Source organism: Paenibacillus sp. 01T422, assembly GCF_056398785.1.
The window spans coordinates 1-3,646 of the sequence record NZ_JBFTQB010000872.1 but is presented as its reverse complement, the minus strand read 5'-3'; the positions used below and the strand labels follow the sequence as shown (position 1 = coordinate 3,646).

Annotated in this window: 3 protein-coding genes and 2 pseudogenes; all 5 read left to right on the top strand. The window is 43.6% G+C overall.

Annotated elements, in window-relative coordinates; translation table 11 throughout:
- On the top strand, positions 1 to 256 hold a 256-nt coding region (locus AC1DUA_RS32740), incomplete at its 5' end, for a dihydrodipicolinate synthase family protein (RefSeq protein ID WP_477503707.1).
- 168 nt (positions 257 to 424) lie between these two features.
- Positions 425 to 2,101: a ribonuclease J gene (locus AC1DUA_RS32735; protein WP_477503706.1), complete on the top strand. Its 1,677-nt coding sequence runs from the start codon at positions 425 to 427 to the stop codon at positions 2,099 to 2,101.
- A 177-nt stretch (positions 2,102 to 2,278) separates the two neighbouring features.
- A pseudogene (locus AC1DUA_RS32730) lies at positions 2,279 to 2,891 on the top strand (ClpP family protease).
- A complete protein-coding gene (locus AC1DUA_RS32725; protein ID WP_477503705.1) occupies positions 2,888 to 3,124 on the top strand; it encodes a YlzJ-like family protein in 237 nt (78 codons plus the stop codon). The pseudogene AC1DUA_RS32730 and the gene AC1DUA_RS32725 overlap by 4 nt, the downstream one beginning before the upstream one ends.
- A 64-nt stretch (positions 3,125 to 3,188) precedes the next feature.
- Positions 3,189 to 3,646: pseudogene (locus AC1DUA_RS32720) on the top strand (FtsK/SpoIIIE family DNA translocase); the annotation flags it as partial.

Sequence of the window (3,646 nt, the reverse complement as noted above, 5' to 3'; positions counted from 1 at the left end):
TATTAGTGTTGCGAGCCATGTGATTGGAAAAGAAATGCAATCTATGGTAAAGTATTATTTAGAAGGTAACATTCAGCAAGCGGCAGAACTTCATCGTAAGCTGCACCCTGTGTTTATTGGCATTTTCCGTGTTCCGAGTCCTGCACCAATTAAGCATGCTCTCGCACTGAAAGGCATTGAAACAGGGGGCGTGAGACTTCCGTTAGTTCGCGTATCCGAGCAAGAAGGACAATTCATCCAATCACTTTTTGTATGATAACGCCTAATGAATCGGTGCTCCGGCATCGGTTTTCTTTTTTTGGGGAAGCTATTGTAATCGGTATTAACTTGTATTTGTTGTTTTTTTTCATGTATAATGGTTGCAAGTGACTAGTTCGGTTTTTCATTTAAAATTCGTCGTCCAATCTTAGAAGGAGGTATATTCTTGTCCAAAAAAAATATTGATAAACTTTTGATCTTCGCTCTTGGCGGCGTGGGCGAAATCGGAAAAAATATGTATTGCGTTCAGTATGCGAACGATATCATCGTCATTGATAGTGGTTTGAAGTTTCCTGAGCAGGACATGCTCGGAATTGATATTGTCATTCCAGATATCGGATACTTAACGGAGAATCGGGATAAAGTACGCGGCATTATCATTACTCACGGCCATGAAGATCATATCGGCGGCTTACCTTATGTACTTAAGCACCTTAATGTTCCACTGTATGCTACAAAGCTTACAATGGGTCTCATTGAGGCGAAGCTGAAGGAAGCTAACTTGCTCGGTACGACGAACCGGATCCTCATTAATGCGGATTCCGTGCTTTCTTTAGGCACTCTTACAGCAACATTCTTCAAAACCAATCACAGTATCCCTGATTCTGTGGGTCTCGCTCTGGATACGCCAGAAGGCGTCGTTGTTCATACAGGGGATTTCAAATTCGATCAGACTCCTGTGAATGATCAATACGCCGATTTGCACCGCATGGCAGAGATTGGGAAGAAAGGCGTTCTTGCCTTACTTTCTGACAGTACCAACGCTGAACGACCTGGTTACACAGGTTCGGAACGCAGTGTGGGTGTTGAGATTGAAGACGTGTTCCGTAAAGCTAAACAGAGAGTTGTCATTGCAACTTTTGCATCTAACATTCATCGTGTACAACAGGTGTTTGATGCAGCGGCTGCAACGAATCGTAAAGTTACCGTTATTGGTCGAAGCATGGTTAATGTGGTATCGATTGCAAGCGAGTTAGGTTACTTGAACATTCCGGATGGCATGTTGATTGAGCCAGAAGAAGTGAACAAGCTTGCTGCTGATCGGGTTGTCATTCTTTCCACAGGAAGCCAAGGCGAGCCGATGTCTGCACTTACAAGAATGGCGCGTTCCACGCACCGTAAAGTTGATATTTTACCAGGTGATACGGTCATTATTGCAGCTACGCCGATTCCAGGAAATGAACGTGATGTTGGTCGTACCGTAGATGAATTGTTCCGTATTGGTGCTAATGTCATTTACGGACCAGGTTCAGTTACTGGTGTACACGTATCAGGTCACGGCAGCCAAGAAGAATTGAAGCTTATGCTCAATTTGATGAGGCCGAAATATTTTATTCCAATTCACGGTGAATATCGCATGCTGCGTCAGCATGGAATCCTTGCTGAGTCTGTGGGTATGGCGAAAGAAGATATTTTTATGTGCGATATCGGTGACACGGTAGAAATTCAAAATGGTGTTGCACGCAAAGGATCCAAAGTTCAAAGCGGCAACATTCTGATTGATGGACTGGGCGTCGGAGATGTAGGCAACATTGTGTTGCGTGACCGTAAGTTATTGTCTCAGGACGGTATTCTTGTAGTCGTCGTTACTCTCAGTAAACAAGATGGCAAAATTTTATCCGGACCGGATATTATCTCTCGTGGATTCGTCTATGTACGTGAATCAGAGGGCCTCTTGGAAGAAGCCAATCGTATCGTTACCAATACATTAACGAAGTTAATGAATGAAAATGTAAATGAATGGGCATCTTTAAAAACTAATGTAAAAGATGTTCTCGGACGCTTTTTATATGAACAAACCAGAAGAAGACCAATGATCCTTCCGATTATCATGGAAGTCTAGGCTCGAACAGTCACTTGAACCTATGCAAATAGCAAAGCTCTCTCCATCACTGGAGGGAGCTTTTTTCAGTTGCTTCTTAAGGAGAAATGATGCATGAAAGGTATCAAGTTTATTCATACTATGGGAGATTATGATCCAAGTCTGTAAGGACTGCTAGTCAAACATGAAGGGGGATTTATTGTGGCATCATCAACAGAACCGACGCAACAGCAGGAACCAGTGACAGAGGAAGGGAAGAAAAATCCTGTCCTCGAAAATATTCAGCAACTAGGTCAAACCAATACGATTTCGGGTGAATCGAACATTTTTTGTCTTACGATTATCGGACAAGTGGAAGGCCATATTGTGCTTCCGCCGCAGAACAAAACAACGAAGTATGAGCATATCATCCCACAATTGGTCGCCGCAGAACAGAATCCAAAAATCGAAGGCGTCATGATTATTTTAAACACAGTAGGTGGAGATGTTGAGGCTGGATTAGCGATAGCAGAGATGGTGTCGACCCTCTCGAAGCCTTCGATCGCCACAAACATTTGAGTATCTGGATAAGATGCAAGAACGTGTCGTACGATTCGTAACGAAACATTCCAATGTAACCGAACAAAAGTTTAAAGAGTTGATGTTTAAGACTGGGGAGCTAACTAGAGATATCGGGACAACGGTGATTGGCGAGGACGCAGTGAAATACGGCTTAATCAACCAGGTCGGCGGGATCGGTGATGCTATTCGAGAACTCAACAAGCGCATTGAATCCAAGAGGGCAGCTATGGGTGGTGGCATCGTACAATGATTCATTACTCGGTCATCCCGATGGATGTCATTTTTGAAGGGGCTGATACGTATGAACCCAAATTCATGGATATCGAACAAGGTGGAATCAAGATGCAGATTGAGCCAATTAGCGGCTTTCAAGCACGCATTGTTAGGCTGTACAGCTGTAACCCGCAGGATTATTTAAAAGAGCAATATGCCCCTGGAACTATAATTTCTTACAGTCCAATTGTGGAGACTTCACTCACATAAAGCGTTGTTCCTGTATCATCCCTCAAGCCAAATATGGTATAATGTGGACTTGGGGGTGACAAGCGTGGCGAAACGCAAGAAGAAAGGGAAGGCTTTAAAAACTAGCTTGTTATTCGAATTGTACGGAATTCTCATCTTGATTTTTTCGGTCATTGCACTTGCCCATCAAGGACATGTCGGGAACTCATTGATTTACCTTTTCCGCTTTTTTGTTGGAACCTGGTATTCGTTGGTGCCTCTCATTTTCATATATGTGGCCTTATATGCCATGATCAAACGTGCTTGGCCACAGATGGTGACGCCTAAGAAAGCAGGCATTTTGCTGTTTATTCTTGGACTGCTGATAAAAAATCATATTGATTTGTTTGCTCAATTGTACCCCGATGGCGGATTCACATCAGGTAAAATCATTTCGTCGACATGGAGTGCCATGTTGGAAGGGCTGCATCCGACTGAAGCAGGTAAGGCTGCGCTTGAACACGGCATAGGCGGCGGGATGATCGGTGCCATGCTGTATAGTAT

Excerpts from the sequence above, each read along its gene's own strand:
- AC1DUA_RS32725 (WP_477503705.1), top strand. The coding sequence starts at position 2,888 with ATGATTCATTACTCGGTCATCCCGATGGATGTCATTTTTGAAGGGGCT.